The sequence below is a fragment of the Ventrimonas sp. genome (assembly GCF_048380235.1).
Lineage (GTDB): Bacteria > Bacillota > Clostridia > Lachnospirales > Lachnospiraceae > Brotaphodocola.
The window spans coordinates 1-15,574 of sequence record NZ_DBFCCJ010000034.1; the positions used below are offsets into that span (position 1 = coordinate 1).

The following is a 15,574-nucleotide window of genomic DNA, read 5'->3' on the forward strand; positions in this document are numbered from 1 at the left end:
ATACAGCAGGAAGTGAATGAGACCGCTTTCCGGGATTTTCAGCATATCAGGTGTTTGCATCTTGAACACACGTGTACGAATGCAGCGGATGTAGTCCGATGCAGGCGAACGCGTGTTGTGAGAGCAAGCAAACAACGATATGCGAAAATAGAGGAAGGCGGTCTCATTCTCTTCCGGAACTTTATTCGTTCCGTCCTATAATTGCTATTTGTTTTCGATATCGAAGATCATATCCACTCTTCTCTGGTGGCGGCCACCCTCATACTCATTGTCCAGCCACTCATCCACGATCATCTTCGCCATCTCCACGCCTACCACGCGGGCACCAAAGGTCAATACGTTGGTGTTGTTATGCTTACGGGACATTCTTGCGCTGTATGGCTCGCTGCAGGTGCAGACTAAAACGCCCTTTACCTTGCCTGCTGCCAGGCCGATGCCGATGCCGGTACCGCAGATGGCAATGCCGTAATCTGCCTCGCCGGATGCTACTGCGCGGCCTACCTTCTCTCCATATGCCGGGTAGTCACAGCTTTCGCTGGAATTGGTTCCGAAATCGATGACCTCGTAGCCCTTCTGCTCTACATATGCCTTGATTGCTTCCTTCATCTCCACTGCGGAGTGGTCATTGCCCATAGCGATTTTCTTCATAATTTTCCTGTTTCCTGCCTTTCATTTTAAGTTTAATCCAATTTTGCATTCTTGCCCATCAGCAGCAAATCCACAATGGTCAGCGCCGTCATGGCTTCCACCACAACCACTGCCCTCGGAACGACCACCGGGTCGTGGCGTCCCTTGATTGCGATCTCCACGTTTTCACCGTGATTGTTCGCTGTCTTCTGCAGCTGCGCAATAGACGGAGTCGGCTTAAACGCCGCCCGCAGCACGATCTGGCTGCCGTCGCTCATGCCGCCTAAAATACCGCCTGCGTGGTTGGTCTTTTTATTGACCTTACCATAAGCATCGACATAAAATTCGTCGTTATTCCGGGAGCCCAGGGCCTTCGCTGCCTCAAAGCCATCTCCGATCTCAAAGCCCTTAACCGCACCGATGGACATGATGGCACCGGCCAGCCTTGCATCCAGCTTATCAAATACCGGCTCACCAACGCCGACCGGCATACCGTCTACCAGGCACTCTACGATGCCGCCCACGGAATCCTGCGCCGCGATCATGCGCTCCAGAAACTCTGCGGTTTCTTCTGCTGCGACCTTGTCCGGCATATTCAGGCTGTTCTTATCCCGCTCGGAAAGATCAAAACGCTTCGGGTCAATCTCAAACTCACCGATACTCTTTACATAGGCATTGACGGTAATACCGTAATGCGCCAGCAGCTTGCAGGCTACCGCACCTGCTGCCACCCGGGCAATGGTCTCACGGGCAGAGGAACGTCCGCCGCCCCGGTAATCCCGGAAGCCGTACTTCTGCTCGAAGCAGTAATCCGCATGACCCGGCCGGTATACATCCATGATCGCGCTGTAATCCTTGGAGCGCTGGTCCGTGTTGCGTACCATCATGGCAATAGGAGTACCTGTAGTCTTTCCCTCAAATACGCCGGAAAGGATCTCTACCTGGTCACTCTCGTTTCTCGCGGTGGTAAATTTACTCTGCCCCGGCTTTCTTCTGTTTAAATAAGTCTGAATATCTTCCTCACAAAGCGGGAGTCCCGCCGGGCAGCCGTCGATGGTAACACCGACGCCCTTCCCGTGAGACTCTCCCCAGGTCATAATGCGGAAGATGGTTCCATATGTGGATCCTGCCATATTGTCCTCCGTTTAATCATCTACCTTCACAATAATGCAGCTGTTTGGCTCATTGCACTTGATGGCATTGGAGCTCATAATCAGCAGCTTTTTCTCATAATCGACCTTAAAGAAGGTAATAGTGTTGCTCTCATGATTGATCACCGCCAGATGCTTATCATCCGGGAACACGGAAATGTCCTTCGGATACTCACCGCTGATCGGCAGACAGCACAGCATATCCAGAAGGCCGGTTTTCTCATCACGGCTGTAGACAGCCACGCTCTCATCTCCGGCATTGCTACAAAACATATGCTTCTCATCCGGAGAGAAGCGTAAGGAGCATGCAGCTGCCAGGGAACTGTGCTTCTCGCCCAGGGTAGAAATCGTCTGGATCTTTTCAATCTCCGGCACACGGTCACCGGTCGCATAGGTAAATACATCGATCACATTCTTCTGCTCATACATTAAATAGAAGAATTTGCCATCCGAGCTGAAGCGCAGATTGCGCGGCGCAGACTCCATCTCACACGGAATGGTGTCTACCTGGACCAGATGCTCGTCCTTTTCGCTGAAACGGTAAATCTTGACCTGATCCAGTCCGGAATCCACGATCATGACATACTTGTTGTCCGGCGTACGTCTGCAGCAGGTAACATGCGGACGGAAATTACGCTCCGCCACACTGCCGAGACCCTTGTGGAACACACCGTCCACGATCTCGCCAACACCGCCGTCTTTTCTTAAACGCAGCACGGTTGCCTTGCCGTCATGGAAGCCGGACACAAACACATAGCGGTCTTCCTTATCCATGGAGAGATGGCAGGCTCTCATTCCCTTGGTCTTTGCACTGTTTAAGCGGGACAGGCTGCCGTTCTCCAGAATGCGGAATGCCACCACACCCTCATCTGCTACAGAGTAAAGGGTCCTGTTATCGTTAGATGCCGTGACATAAGAAGAGTTATCCACTTCCACTTCACAGCGCTCCTTAAATGTTCCCTTTTCCACGTCCACATCGTAAACGGTGATTCCCTTTGCTTTGCCGTTATATGAATAGGAACCGACATACGCCATATACTTTCCTTCTGAAGCCATCGCTCTTCCTCCTGTTGCATTGCTTAGATTTTCTGTTCAAAGTCAGAATTTTCACCCGGTCTGCTCCAAAAACAGGCAAACCGGAAACTAATAATCAGCATACCACAGATTCTCAAAAAAATCTATTCTGAATCTATTGACATACAGATATTTTCCAGTATAATTGAGCTTGCTTTGTGTTTACTAAAACTAAACTTTGAAGCACATTTTACATTCATTTAATATTTCTAAACTTTTCGGATAGTACGATCATGGAGGGCTTTTATGGATATCGGATCAAAACTGAAGGAGATACGGACCCTGAAGGGTCTGACACAGGAGGAGCTTGCGGACCGGGCAGAGCTTTCCAAGGGTTTTATTTCCCAGCTGGAACGTAACCTGACCTCTCCCTCTATCGCGACGCTCACCGACATCCTGCAGTGCCTCGGCACCACACTCGGTGAGTTTTTTAATGAAACACCGGAAGAGCAGGTCGTATTCGGAAAGACGGATTATTTTGAAAAATACGATGCGGAGCTGAAAAATGAGATCCGCTGGATCATCCCCAACGCACAGAAAAATATGATGGAGCCGATCCTCATCACCCTGGAGGCCGGGGGCTCTACCTACCCGGACAACCCGCACGAGGGCGAGGAATTCGGCTATGTGCTGCAGGGAAGCATCTGCATCCACCTTGGAAACAAAACCTACCGGGCAAAGAAGGGCGAGTCCTTCTACTTTACCCCGGACAAGAAGCATTACCTCACAAGCCGTCACGGCGCATCGCTGATCTGGGTCAGCACGCCGCCCAGCTTCTAAACCATCCGGCTGCAGCCCGCACACTGCCAGGCTGCAGCATACAAAACCTTGAAAACAGTCACGAATATCACATGTGAATTTATAAACTTACTTTAGGAGGAATACTGCGATGGCACAGCCCCTGATCGATTTGGTCAATATTTCAAAAAGCTTTGACAATACCATGGTCTTAGATGACCTCAGCCTTTCCGTAAAAGAAAACTCTTTCGTAACCTTACTTGGTCCCAGCGGCTGCGGCAAGACCACAACCCTGCGCATCATCGGCGGCTTCGAGACCGCCGACACCGGCAAAGTCATCTTCGACGGCGTTGACATCAGCAAGCTTCCGCCGAACAAGCGCCAGTTAAACACGGTATTCCAGAAATATGCCCTGTTCACCCACATGAATATCGCAGAAAACATTGCCTTCGGCTTAAAGATCAAGGGAAAATCCAAGGCCTACATTGACGATAAGATCAAATACGCCCTGAAGCTGGTAAACCTGGACGGATACGAGAAGCGTACCGTAGACTCCTTAAGCGGCGGCCAGCAGCAGCGTATCGCCATTGCCCGCGCTATTGTCAACGAGCCTCGCCTGCTGCTCTTAGACGAGCCGTTAGGCGCCCTGGACTTAAAGCTGCGCCAGGACATGCAGTATGAGCTGATCCGCTTAAAAAATGAGCTTGGCATCACCTTCATCTATGTCACCCACGATCAGGAGGAGGCACTGACCATGTCTGACACCATCGTAGTCATGAACCAGGGCTACATCCAGCAGATGGGTACCCCGGAGCAGATCTACAACGAGCCGGAAAATGCCTTCGTGGCAGACTTCATCGGCGAGAGCAACATCGTTCCCGGCATCATGCTCCGCGATGAGCTGGTGGAAATCTTCGGTGCCAGATTCGCCTGCGTGGACAAGGGCTTTGGCAACAATAAGCCGGTTGACGTAGTGATCCGTCCGGAGGATATTGATCTGGTTGACCCGTCCGAGGGCACCCTGGTGGGCACCTGCACGCATCTGATTTTCAAGGGCGTTCACTATGAAATGGAGGTTACCACTCCGGACGGCTTCGAATGGCTGGTCCACAGCACCGATATGTGCCCGGTAGGAAAACAGGTCGGCATCAAGGTGGATCCGTTCGATATCCAGATCATGAACAAACCGGCATCAGAGGATGAGGAGGCTGTGGGAGTCAATGAATAAGAAATGGTTAGCCGGACCGTACCTGGTCTGGATGGTTGGTTTCATCGTCATTCCGCTGCTTCTGATCGTGTATTACGGACTGACGGATAAGTCCGGGGCTTTCACCCTGGCAAATGTGCTCTCCATCTCCACCCCGGAGCATGTGAAGGCGCTGTATCTCTCCCTGGGATTATCCCTGGTGAGTACGGTCATCTGCCTGCTCTTAGCCTATCCGCTGGCCATGATCCTGCGTAACCGCGGCATCGGCCAGGGCAGCTTCATTGTTTTCATCTTCATTCTTCCGATGTGGATGAACTTTCTGCTGCGCACCCTGGCATGGCAGACCCTTCTGGAGAAAAGCGGTGTCATCAACGGCATCTTAACCGCCCTGCACCTGCCGAACCAGAGCCTGATCAACACACCGGGCGCCATCATCCTGGGCATGGTCTACAACTTCCTGCCGTTTATGGTGCTTCCTATCTATAACGTGCTGTGCAAGATCGATGACAACACCATCAACGCAGCAAGGGACCTGGGCGCGAGCTTTACCCAGACGCTTTTGTGGGTATGGCTTCCCTTAAGCGTGCCGGGTATCATCAGCGGCATTACCATGGTATTTGTACCATCCCTGACCACCTTCGTAATCTCCAACTTACTGGGCGGCAGCAAGATCCTCCTGATCGGCAACGTCATTGAGCAGGAGTTCACCAAGGGCAGCAACTGGAACTTAGGCTCCGGCCTCTCCCTGGTTCTCATGGTCTTCATCCTGATCAGCATGGCGCTGATCGCAAAATATGATAAAAACGGCGAAGGGAGTACATTCTAATGAATAAGATCCGACAGAATTTCAGACGGTTCCTGCAGGATTTCTACCTGGTGCTCATCATGCTGTTTTTATACGCACCGATCGCCACCATGGTGGTGTTATCCTTTAACAGTTCCAAATCCCGTACCCAGTGGGGCGGGTTCACGCTGCAGTGGTACACCCAGATGTTTGCCAGCCGCAACATCATGGCCGCTTTGCAGAACACCCTGCTGATCGCATTTTTGTCCGCACTGATCGCCACCATCATCGGCACTGCGGCTTCCATTGCCATCAGCAGCATGAAACAGGTTCCACAGACTATCGTCATGGGAATCACCAATATCCCGATGTTAAACGCCGATATCGTGACCGGTATCTCCCTGATGCTGGCCTTCATCGCCTTCGGCGTATCCCTTGGCTTTAAAACCGTGCTGATCGCCCACATCACCTTCAATATTCCCTATGTGATCCTGAGCGTCATGCCAAAATTAAAGCAGACCAACCGCTTCACCTATGAGGCAGCACTGGATCTTGGCGCAAGCCCGTTCCGTGCCTTCTTTAAGGTGGTGTTCCCGGATATTTTACCGGGCGTGCTTTCCGGCTTTCTGCTGGCCTTCACCATGTCCCTGGATGATTTCATCATCACCCACTTCACCAGAGGCGCCGGCATCAACACCCTGTCCACCCTGATCTACAGTGAAGTGCGCCGCGGCATCAAGCCGTCCATGTACGCACTGTCTACCGTGATCTTCGTGGCTGTCCTGGCCCTGCTTCTGATCAGTAATTTTGCTCCGAAGAAAAAGCAGGAGACTTAATATTACCGAAATCAAGATTGAGAGGAGATGACTATGAAAAAGAAAGTATTTGCAATTTCCATGGCAGGCCTTACTGCCGCTTCCGCCCTTCTGTCCGGCTGCGGTGCATCCGGAAACACCGGAGCCTCCGGCACGGATTCTGCTGCTTCCGGCAGTACAGATGGCGGCGAGCTCTACGTTTACAACTGGGGCGAGTACATTGACGAGGATGTGATCTCCCAGTTTGAGGAGGAGACCGGCATTACCGTTGTTTACGACCTGTTTGAGACCAACGAGGAAATGTATCCGGTCATCGAGGCCGGTGCTGTCAACTACGATGTCGTATGTCCGTCTGATTATATGATCCAGAAGATGCGCGAAAACGACCTGCTGGCTGAGTTAAACTTCGACAACATTCCGAACATTGACCAGATCGATCCGGCTTACATGGAAATGTCCCAGGCCTTTGACCCGGAAAACAAATACTCTGTTCCTTACTGCTGGGGGACGGTCGGTATCCTGTACAATACCAGGCTGTTAGAGGAGCTTGGCGTTCCGGCACCGACCAAATGGGCTGATCTGTGGGATGAACGCTTAAGCGGCGAAATCCTCATGCAGGACAGCGTCCGCGACGCCTTCATGGTAGCATTAAAAAAAGACGGCTACTCCATGAACAGCGAAAGCAAGGACGAGCTTGAGCAGGCAAAGCAGGAGCTGATTGACCAGAAACCACTTGTCCAGGCTTATGTCATCGACCAGGTAAGAGATAAGATGATCGGCGGCGAGGCTGCTGTCGGTGTCATCTATTCCGGCGAGATGCTTTATATCCAGGATGAGGTTGCAAATCTGGGGCTCGACTATAATCTGGAATATGTGATCCCGGAAGAGGGAACCAACCTGTGGCTGGATTCCTGGGTCATTCCGAAAAACGCGAAAAACAAAGAAAATGCAGAAAAATGGATTGACTTTATGTGCCGTCCGGAAATCGCGAAGGCAAACTTTGAGTACATCACCTACCCGACCCCGAACAAAGGCGCATTCGAGCTGTTAGACGAGGACATGCAGAACAACAAGGCAGTCTTCCCGGATATCGATTCCCTGAAGGATTCTGAGGTTTATAAGTACCTTGGTGATGACACCGATGCTATTTACAATGAGCTCTGGAAAGAAGTCAAAGCAAACTAAATAAAATTCAGACATATTACGCAATACAAGAGGAGATTGAGAAAATGAAAAAAAGATGGATCGTATCTGCTGCGGCACTGTCCGCAGCGGCACTTGCTGTAACTGGCTGCGGCGCTTCTGCGTCTGACAGCTCTGCTTCCGGTAACTCCGGTGATTCCGCCGCATCCGGTGACGCCGGCGAGCTCTACGTTTACAACTGGGGCGAGTACATTGATGAAACCGTCATTGATGAGTTCGAGGAAGAGACCGGAATCAAGGTTGTCTATGACCTGTTCGAGACCAACGAGGAGATGTACCCGGTCATCGAGGCCGGCGGCATTGCCTACGATGCGGTATGTCCGTCTGATTTCATGATCCAGAAAATGCGCGAGCACGACCTTCTGGCTGAGATCAACTTTGATAATGTACCGAACATTGACCAGATTGATCCCCTTTACATGGAGCTGTCAAAATCCTTCGATCCGGAAAACAAGTACGCCGTTCCGTACACCTGGGGCACCATCGGCATCCTCTACAATAAGGAGCGCCTGCAGGAGCTTGGCGTTCCGGCACCGACCAAATGGGCAGACCTGTGGGATGAGCGCTTAAGCGGCGAGATCCTTATGCAGGACAGCATCCGCAGCGCCTTCATGACCGGTCTAAAGAAAAACGGCTACTCCTTAAACAGCACCAACCCGGATGAGATCAACAAGGCCAAGCAGGATCTGATCGACCAGAAGCCACTGGTCCAGGCTTATGTGGTAGACCAGGTTCGTGACAAGATGATCGGCGGCGAGGCCGCTGTCGGCATCATCTACTCCGGCGAGATGCTCTACATTCAGGGCGAGGACGGCACCGACAACCTGGAATATGTGATCCCAGAAGAGGGCACCGACCTGTTCATCGACTGCTGGGTCATCCCGAAAAATGCGAAAAACAAAGAGAATGCTGAGAAGTGGATCAACTTCCTGTGCAGACCGGACATCGCAAAGAAGAACTTTGAGTACATCACCTACTCCACCCCGAACAAGGGCACATTTGAGCTGTTAGATGAGGACATGCAGAACAACAAGGCAGTTTTCCCGGACATCGACTCCATCAAGAATGCAGAGGTTCTGAAGTACCTTGGCGACGATGTGGACGAGATTTACAACGAGGCGTGGAAGGAAGTAAAATCAAAATAATCCTGCCTTATAATATAAACAAAGACGACCGACATACGCAACGCGTATGCCGGTCTTTGTTTATTCAGGTACTTATACTCCCATCTTTTTTAACGTATCATCAACAAATTTTTTTGCCCTCGGGATGTCACTCTCATCAATATGCTCGATAATAATCGGAATATTTGGATGATTCTTTGCCAGCCGCTGAACATACAGCGGATAGTTTAAAACTCCAAGACCCGCTCCCGGCAGCTCTACAGCACCAGCGCCACGGAAACTGTTGTGTTCTGCTGAACCACCACCAAACTTTTCTTCCAGGTTTACCGCCCGCTTACAGTCCTTTGCATGTGCAATTTTGATTTTATCATCCAGAACATGGAAAATCTTTTCAATTGTCGGATCTACATCATCAATATTTGAACCATCAAAATAATTGGTCGGATCACATAAAAGTCCTAATCCCGGATGATTCACTTCCTGCAGCAGACGTGCTACCTGATCTACGGAGCCCACAATGTTATTTACATAGTTTTCAACAAGGAATACTGCATCATGATCATATGCAAACTTCGCCAGGTCAATTGCTACTTTTTTAAATTCCTGATAAGCTTCTTCTGTATAGTTCTTAGGATCTGCCGACCAGTCACTTTCTTCATTGTATGTGCCGGTCTCACTAACTACGTAAGGTGTACCAAAATCTCTGGCGTGTGCCAGAATTTCTTTTACATAATCAATATTCTCCTGGCGTTTTTCCGGATCCGGGTGCACAAGGTTTGTATAAGCAGAAATCGCTACGATCGGAAGATTGGCATCACGGAATGCGTCTCGAACCTGATTGGCTTTTTCTTTTGTGATATTGCCTCTGGAAAGGTCAATATCTTTGAATTCCAGGTCTAACTGCACGCAACTCATTCCATCCTTTTTCGCACGTTCAATCGTTTCTGCCAACGTATATGGATAATATCCTGTAAAAATACCAACTGAGATCATAAAAAACTCCTTTCCCTGTCCGTTTCAACAGCATCATACATTCCATCTGCTATATTACAATTACGCATTCAGAATCTGGTCCAGATAAATGGTTTTCTCCTGTGCAATGGACTGATAACATGCCTCTACGCATGCAAGTGTCTTCACGTTATCACGTGCACTGATTTCCGGATCTGTTCCCTTTTCTACTGCACACAGCAGATTTGCCATCGTTCCAACAAAAGCATCCGGGAACCACTGTGTCGTCCACTTTGGTTCAATCCACTGGTTCGGATAAGATTTACATGCAAGCTTCAAGGTACTGCCGCAGAATTCCGGAGCCCGCTTATGCCAGCCAAATTCTCCCTCTGCAAACCCTTCTGTGCCCTCTACCCGCCAGTTAATGTAATTGTGTTTCTCACACGGCTCTTCCGGCCATGCCCAGACATCATCCAGACTGGTTGCCATTAGCCCGTCCTTATACTGATAAGTATACTGTACAATTCCATCCGTGTGTTCAAATTTGGTTCTCGGATCGGTTCGGCATAATGCTGTTATTTTTTCAGGATCACCAAAGAGATAACGGAAAATATCCAGATGATGAACGGCCATCGCATAAATCTCCAGTTTATGATATTTCTGTAAAAACGTCTGCCAATCCGGAATGGCACGCATATCGATAGAAGCAATAACCGGTTTTCCAATCAATCCCTTATCCAAAATTCGTTTCAATGCGCGCATAGACTGATCATAACGCATATTGGAATTCACAGCGATCGGAATTCCAGCTTCGTCTCCCAGCGAAACAATCCGTCTTGCTTCTTCCAGGGACATCGCAATCGGTTTCTGGCACAAAATACCTTTTACATGATCTGCTGCATGTCTGCAGATATATTCAACGATATCCGGCTGTACATGCGGCGGAACTGCAATATCAATAATTTCTATGGATTTATCATCCACCAGTTCTTTCCACGTCGGATATACTGTCTGAATCTTATGTAATGCAGCTACTTCCTTACTCTGTTCCTGATCCAGCGAAGTAATGGCAACCGGATTAAAGCCGGCTTTTCGATAAGCTTCCAAATGACAATTTCTCACAATAAAACCGGCTCCAATAACACCAATCCGGTAATCAAGACGCTTTGGCATTTCCGGCAGTGTCGCCAGTTCCAGTTCCCGTTTGATTTCCTCCATGTTCTGTCCCCCTTTTCCTTTATAAAGCCGGAACCTCATTTTCTGATATACGTTTTCTACGCTCTACATATGCAGGAAGAATGGTAACATCTTCTTCCGTAAACCAGGCAAACGGATCTGTACTGCAGGTCAGGGCGAAATTCGCCCAGGCATTTAATGATCCGGAACGAATCACAACTTTTGCCTTTGGTGCAATTTTTTCCACAAGCTGCTCATGCGGAATTCCTTTAAAAACCGCACCGGATCCCGTATAGATTTCCTGGATATCCTGATACAATGCAGGATGATGTGTCTTTACCTCCGGTGCAAATGCTACTTCTTCCACAAAAATTTCCTTACGGAGCATCCTTAAAATATCAAGCACATCGACTGCTCCTGCATAATATCCCAGGTCAATGCGATTTGCATCTTTGGGTATCGGAAAACCTGCATCTGTTACAAGAATAATATCTGTATGTCCACATGTAGCAAGTGCTTTCGCTAATTCCGGGTGTAGAATACGTCCTGGTCTCATTATAGCATCTCCTCTCCAAATTGTCAGACAGAATGTATCTTTATAAATTCATCCACTTCTTTTGCAGTGTGATAGGACGGTACTGTTTCCCATTTTGTACAGCAAAGACCAGCCACGGCATTTGCATACGCTACCGCATCCTTCATGGAAGCTCCGTCTGCCAGTGCAACGGTTAAACCGGCATTAAAGCTGTCTCCAGCACCATTCGAATCCACAACATCAATTTTATAAGAGTCAACGTGGGCGCTTTCTTCCAATGTATGAATATCCACTCCATCTCCGCCCAAAGTCATGATCACCTTCTTACATCCAGTCTGCAGCAGTTTCGTTGCAACCTGCCTGTGGGTCAATGGTGCATCCGGCAATTCTCCAATTGTAATTCTCGCCTCTGTTTCATTCGGGGTAATGATGTCAACAAAACTCAAATCACGTCCCATCAGATTTACTGCCGGTGCCGGGTTTAAAATAGTCGTCTTCCCCAGCTCTTTCGCCCGCTTCAGTGCATACAATGCAATGTCGATCGGAATTTCCAGCTGGGTCAGAATCACATCTGCATTCTGAATCTGATCGATATGGGCTTCAATGATTTCTTCAGAAATCAGTTCGTTTGCTCCCATTGCGACTACAATCACATTATTCGCTTTTACATCCTTCACAATAAAACCGACCCCTGTCGGTTTTTCATCCGTGATCAGAATGCCCTCTGTATGTACCCCTTCCTGTTTCATAAGGTTTACAAACTCATGTCCAAACGAATCATTCCCTACCACACCAATATAACCAACCTCTGCACCAAGGCGTGCAGCCTGAACTGCCATATCGGAACCTTTGCCGCCATAAGTTTCCCGGTAATCATAGCCAATTAAAGTCTCACCTAACAGCGGGATTCTGTCTGATGTCATGACTAAGGCCTTTGCATAACTTCCAATGATACATATCTTCACTTCCGTTCCACCTCCGTCATCCGAAATGTAAAGTTTTAATATGCATTAATATCTCCTACAAGCCCGTCTACAATAGCCGGACCGGAACTGGTACCCACAAGTTCCGCACCTGCTTCAAACATTGTTTTCATCTTTTCCAGGGTATTTACCTTACCGGATACTTTGACACGGCATGGAAGTGTAATGTTTTCTTTCAGGATTTTCACGTCCTCAGCAGTAGCCGGGCATCCGCCGACGCCCCAGCCGCTCGACTGTTTTACCCAGTCAATTCCTGCTTCACACGCAAGCTGTGCTGCTTTTTTCTTTAATTCCGGGGTCGTAATATAACCAAATTCCAACATTGCTTTTACAATGACACCACTCGCATGCGCTACTTCAACAATCTGGCGCATTTCCTCAAAATATGCTTTTTCTTCCCCACCTAACAGCAGACCCGGGTTCGGCGGAAAATCAAACTGGTCGACACCGGTTTTGATCATTTCTTTCAATGCTGCAATCTTCATAGGTAATGTATCATTCGCAATTGGAAAATTCAGCGTCGATGCAACCTGAATTCCGGTTCCTTTTAAAACATCTTTTGCCAGTTCGATATAGCACGGTGCAACCATTGCTGCCTGAAAATCATATTTCATGCATGTTTCCAGATGTTTCAGCATTCCATCTCTGGTAAGGTTTGGATTTACATTCGTGTACTGAATTGCTTTCGCTACCTGCCGCTTATCATTAAAATCAATCATACCGTTTCTCCCTTCTTTTTACGTTTCATGAATCGTTTCATGGTTTTATGATATACTATCACAATCAAAATTACAATAGAATGTTTTCATAAAAAAAAGAAGAAATATTCAGCATTATCGCTAAATACTTCTTCTGTATCTTCTCATCTTGTCGTCCCAACGAAACAATTACCATGATCCATTCGCAGGAGTCATGATTTTACTTTTTATATGTTTCTCCATATTGATCAATGCTTCTTCTTCCGATATTTCGCCATATAAAATCCGATTAATCTCATGCGGAATGATGCGCGTATAAAGTTCGTTTTGCTGATAATCCTTCAACATTGGGGAAAAACGCCGTTTTCTGCTTTTTTCATAACTTTCCGGAATCTGCTTTTTCCACGGATAAATTTCTTCCATATCCGACCTCTGATAAAAGCTTTTTCTAACGGTTGATCCTCCGAGTAAAGATAACGGAATGCTGTTATATTCACTGCATACCCATTTCAAATATTGAAAAGCTTCTTCCTTTTGGTGTCCATGCTGATTCAGACCCAAACTCCAACCGCCAAGCACCGATACTCCTCCTGGAATCATAATACTGCCAATATTTCCTGCCACTTTGGATTTCGTATAATCATTGATCCGCATCGCGTGGGAATCATAAAATACAGCCATTGCTGTATCCCCTTTGCAATATTCTTCCACTGCGGCATCCCAGGAATTTATGTTTCTGTCCGGATTTGAATATTGAAAGCTTTTTATATAATTTCTCAAAGCAGTCACTGCATTGGGACTATGAATCGTCAGGTTTCCATCTAAATCGAAAATATCTGCACCATACGACCAAAGACGGTTCAAAAATCCAATCGTATTATAAATATTCTCTCCCCTGACAGAAATGTTTCCATAATGTACCGGAGACTTTGAATTAAAACTTCTTGTAAAAAACTCAGAAACAAGATTATATTGTGCCCAACTTTCCGGCAGACATAACTCCTGACCATAATTTCTGAAAAACTGACGTTTCAGCGCAGCATCTTCAAACAGGTCTTTTTGATAAAGTAATATCTGGGTACCTGACATAAACGGCAATGCATACAGTTCATTTTCATACATTCCATATTCTCGTACCATTCCATCAATAAATCCGTCCAGATACTCCCGGTTATTTCGGAATTGATCGGTTAAGCAGGCAATTCCACCGCTCTTAGCAGCTTCTTCCACCCAGGATATATCAATCATAAAACCGTCATATTCACTTTCCTTTTCTCTCGCACTTCTCAATATCAGCGTTTCCAATTCTTTATATTCCAGCAGATCTATAAAAATCCGGATCCCTGTGTTTTTCGTATATAGGTCCGAATACATCTGTAAACCTCTTGCTGCCGGGGAATCATATAAAGCAAACTTCAAATGGACATTTTCTTTCTTCTCTAATTCAGGCAGTGCCTCTTTATATTCGAAAGTTCCCGCAATATTTTGTGTCAGATATTCATGTGTATACGACTGTTCCAATGCATCCATCAAACGGTCCACAGCCCCTTGCGCAACTACATTTTGAGAGACATTCGCACAACCGATGCTGCAAGTGTTTTGCTCTGCCCACTGGCTCTCCTTACAGCAGAAAATAACAACATCTTTTCGGTCTAATAATTCAAGTGCGCGTTCAATTCCAGCTTCAATTTCGCTATTGCTTGCGATAATTCCCCTTACTTCCGGATTTTGATGTAAAAGTTCATATGCAGCCTGAAACGCCCGTTCCCTGCTGTCTACAATTTTTGTATAGTTTGTAAGCTGATAGGAATGTACATATTCTGTTGCATATAAAAAAAATTTCATAGAATCAAATATAAATCCTATATTCTGTATTCCAAGCTGCAGCATTTTTTTATAAGCCTGCTCAACAGCAGGGCGGTAATCAATCTGGATCAGATCTCCTGTATACCCAGATAATGGATATTTCGTAATAATCACATATGGAATTTCTTTTTTTTCTTCCGGAATGGTAAGCTGCTCTTTGGCGGGTGAATACCAGATTATTCCATCTACACATTGTTCCACACACTGCATCAGACTTTTCTTTTCCAAAAGCCAGTTATTATTACTGATTTTAAGTATCAGTCCATATCCTTTTTCTCTAAGAAAGTTCTCCAGGCTAGAAAGAAAGTGTGCATGATCTGACTGACATACTTCTGGCATAATAACGCCAATCAACTTACTTTTTGTATTTTTCAGGCTTCGTGCATTGGCATCTGGCCGATAAGATAATTGATTGATTGCATTTTCTACCCGCTCAATTAATTCATCGTTTGATGTTTTTCCATTTAAAACATTCGAAACCGTTCCAACTGAAACTCCGGCTAACTTTGCTACTTCTTTTATCGTCGCCATAAAAACTCACTCCTTGAATCTTTTCCGCTCTATTTCATGAGTTGTTCTGTGATATCCGCATAGGTTATTCGATGCACATTTCCCATATAATCTGAAAAATATATATGGCTG

At 47.1% G+C, this 15,574-nt stretch carries 15 protein-coding genes; 6 read left to right on the forward strand and 9 right to left on the reverse strand.

Features of this window, described 5'->3' with window-relative positions; translation table 11 throughout:
• Nucleotides 1–204: 204 nt before the first annotated feature.
• The 3 genes from rpiB to ACMP1L_RS05090 are packed head-to-tail and all read right to left on the reverse strand — an operon-like array spanning nt 205 to nt 2,834.
• Complete coding sequence (gene rpiB / locus ACMP1L_RS05080) at nt 205–648, reverse strand: ribose 5-phosphate isomerase B (protein ID WP_118534425.1); 444 nt, start codon at nt 646–648, stop codon at nt 205–207.
• Between the two features lie 32 nt (nt 649–680).
• A complete protein-coding gene (aroC, locus tag ACMP1L_RS05085) occupies nt 681–1,760 on the reverse strand; it encodes a chorismate synthase (RefSeq protein WP_418452202.1) in 1,080 nt (359 codons plus the stop codon).
• A gap of 12 nt (nt 1,761–1,772) precedes the next feature.
• A complete protein-coding gene (locus ACMP1L_RS05090; protein WP_118731897.1) occupies nt 1,773–2,834 on the reverse strand; it encodes a lactonase family protein in 1,062 nt (353 codons plus the stop codon).
• 264 nt (nt 2,835–3,098) lie between these two features.
• On the opposite strand from ACMP1L_RS05090, the gene ACMP1L_RS05095 reads away from it, so the two are divergent.
• The 6 genes from ACMP1L_RS05095 (at nt 3,099) to ACMP1L_RS05120 (ending at nt 8,744) form a co-directional block, all read left to right on the forward strand.
• Nucleotides 3,099–3,632, forward strand: coding sequence for a helix-turn-helix domain-containing protein (locus tag ACMP1L_RS05095; protein WP_118731896.1), 534 nt, complete (start codon nt 3,099–3,101; stop codon nt 3,630–3,632).
• Nucleotides 3,633–3,741: 109 nt separating this feature from the next.
• A complete protein-coding gene (locus tag ACMP1L_RS05100) occupies nt 3,742–4,818 on the forward strand; it encodes an ABC transporter ATP-binding protein (RefSeq protein WP_118731895.1) in 1,077 nt (358 codons plus the stop codon).
• Nucleotides 4,811–5,623 carry an ABC transporter permease gene (locus ACMP1L_RS05105; protein ID WP_118731894.1) on the forward strand — a complete coding sequence of 271 codons (813 nt, stop codon included), beginning with the start codon at nt 4,811–4,813 and terminating at the stop codon, nt 5,621–5,623. The genes ACMP1L_RS05100 and ACMP1L_RS05105 overlap by 8 nt, the downstream gene beginning before the upstream one ends.
• Nucleotides 5,623–6,417 carry an ABC transporter permease gene (locus ACMP1L_RS05110; RefSeq protein ID WP_418452204.1) on the forward strand — a complete coding sequence of 265 codons (795 nt, stop codon included), beginning with the start codon at nt 5,623–5,625 and terminating at the stop codon, nt 6,415–6,417. The genes ACMP1L_RS05105 and ACMP1L_RS05110 overlap by 1 nt, the downstream gene beginning before the upstream one ends.
• A gap of 33 nt (nt 6,418–6,450) precedes the next feature.
• Nucleotides 6,451–7,581, forward strand: coding sequence for an ABC transporter substrate-binding protein (locus tag ACMP1L_RS05115; RefSeq protein WP_418452205.1), 1,131 nt, complete (start codon nt 6,451–6,453; stop codon nt 7,579–7,581).
• A gap of 44 nt (nt 7,582–7,625) precedes the next feature.
• On the forward strand, nt 7,626–8,744 hold the full coding sequence (locus ACMP1L_RS05120) for an ABC transporter substrate-binding protein (RefSeq protein WP_177303859.1): 1,119 nt from the start codon (nt 7,626–7,628) through the stop codon (nt 8,742–8,744).
• Between the two features lie 72 nt (nt 8,745–8,816).
• Here the strand turns inward: ACMP1L_RS05120 and ACMP1L_RS05125 are convergent, their stop codons facing one another.
• From ACMP1L_RS05125 to ACMP1L_RS05150, 6 genes are all read right to left on the reverse strand, one after another.
• Nucleotides 8,817–9,716, reverse strand: a complete 900-nt coding sequence (locus tag ACMP1L_RS05125) for a sugar phosphate isomerase/epimerase family protein (protein ID WP_118540349.1) — start codon at nt 9,714–9,716, stop codon at nt 8,817–8,819.
• A gap of 60 nt (nt 9,717–9,776) precedes the next feature.
• Nucleotides 9,777–10,892, reverse strand: coding sequence for a Gfo/Idh/MocA family protein (locus ACMP1L_RS05130; protein ID WP_118706333.1), 1,116 nt, complete (start codon nt 10,890–10,892; stop codon nt 9,777–9,779).
• 19 nt (nt 10,893–10,911) lie between these two features.
• Entirely contained in the window at nt 10,912–11,406 is a 495-nt protein-coding gene (rbsD, locus tag ACMP1L_RS05135) for a D-ribose pyranase (protein ID WP_118540351.1), read from the reverse strand.
• Between the two features lie 23 nt (nt 11,407–11,429).
• Nucleotides 11,430–12,350, reverse strand: a complete 921-nt coding sequence (locus ACMP1L_RS05140) for a ribokinase (protein ID WP_177303858.1) — start codon at nt 12,348–12,350, stop codon at nt 11,430–11,432.
• 35 nt (nt 12,351–12,385) lie between these two features.
• On the reverse strand, nt 12,386–13,087 hold the full coding sequence (gene deoC, locus ACMP1L_RS05145; protein WP_177303857.1) for a deoxyribose-phosphate aldolase: 702 nt from the start codon (nt 13,085–13,087) through the stop codon (nt 12,386–12,388).
• A 168-nt stretch (nt 13,088–13,255) separates the two neighbouring features.
• Nucleotides 13,256–15,463 carry an extracellular solute-binding protein gene (locus ACMP1L_RS05150; RefSeq protein ID WP_118540354.1) on the reverse strand — a complete coding sequence of 736 codons (2,208 nt, stop codon included), beginning with the start codon at nt 15,461–15,463 and terminating at the stop codon, nt 13,256–13,258.
• Nucleotides 15,464–15,574: the final 111 nt, after the last annotated feature.